Annotated in this window: 1 protein-coding gene and 1 pseudogene; both read right to left on the minus strand. The window is 64.7% G+C overall.

Going from position 1 to position 1,133, the window contains the following annotated elements:
• Positions 1–136, minus strand: a pseudogene (locus AUL36_RS24575) (alpha-ketoacid dehydrogenase subunit beta); the annotation flags it as partial.
• Positions 137–176: 40 nt separating this feature from the next.
• Positions 177–1,133 (minus strand): thiamine pyrophosphate-dependent dehydrogenase E1 component subunit alpha (locus AUL36_RS08375; RefSeq protein ID WP_062219727.1); only part of this gene is annotated, 957 nt, incomplete at its 5' end.

A 1,133-nucleotide genomic window follows, 5' to 3' on the forward strand; every position in this document is an offset into this window, starting at 1 on the left:
TCACCTGGAACGCCCCGCCATAGACGCCGATATCCTCGCCCATGATGAAGACGCGCGGGTCTTCCTCCATGGCGATGGCGATGGCTTCCTGGATCGCCTGGGCATAGGACAGCTCGCGGCCGACAGCCGCGTCGATGGTCTCGCTCATCTTAAGAATCCTTCGGCTCGAAAGGCCGTTATGCCGTGTAGACGAAGGCCGTCGCGTCCTTCGCATCGGGCGACGGCGAGTTCCTGGCAAATTCGATGCCGTCCGCGATCTCGCGTTCGACGCCCGCCCGGATCGCCTCGATCTCGGCCGCATCCACGACGCCATAGTCCAGCATCTCGGCCTCGAACCGGCCGATCGGGTCCTTGGAGATCCAGTCGTCGATCTCTTCCTTGGTGCGGTAGCGGTTGCGATCGCTCTTGGAATGGCCGCGATGGCGGTAGGTCTTGCACTCGATGAGGGTCGGCCCCTCGCCGGCGCGCGCGCGCTCGATGGCCTTATGCGAGGCTTCGGCGACATCCGACAGCGAATTGCCGTCCACGGTCACGCCCGGCATGGAATAGCCCACGGCGCGATCGGCGATGTTCTTGACCGCCGTGGAGCGCTCGGTCGAGACCGACATGCCATATTTGTTGTTCTCGCAGACGAACACGACCGGCAGCTTCCAGATCGAGGCCATGTTCAGCGCCTCATGGAAAGCGCCCTCGTTGTTGGCCCCGTCGCCGAAGAACGACACGACGACGTCGCGCCGCTTCTGCATCTTCATGGAGAGCGCGGCACCGACCGCGATCGGCAAGCCACCGCCCACGATGCCGTTGGCCCCGAGATTGCCCTTGGTCACGTCGGCAATGTGCATCGAGCCGCCGCGCCCCCGGCAATAGCCCGTTTCCTTGCCGAAGAACTCGGCGAACATGCGCCCGACCTCGGCACCCTTGGCGATGCAATGGCCGTGGCCGCGATGGGTGGAGGTGATCTGGTCCGTATCGGTCAGCGCGAGGCAGGTGCCGACGGCGGACGCTTCCTGGCCGATGGAGAGATGCATCGTGCCGTGGATGAGGCCGCGCATATAGCTTTCCTCCGCCCCTTCCTCGAAGCGGCGGATCAGATGCATCTGGCGCAGCGCGTCCTTCAGGACTTCGGGCGGGAA

This window comes from Aureimonas sp. D3 (assembly GCF_001463805.1).
Taxonomy (GTDB): Bacteria; Pseudomonadota; Alphaproteobacteria; order Rhizobiales; family Rhizobiaceae; genus Aureimonas; species Aureimonas ureilytica_A.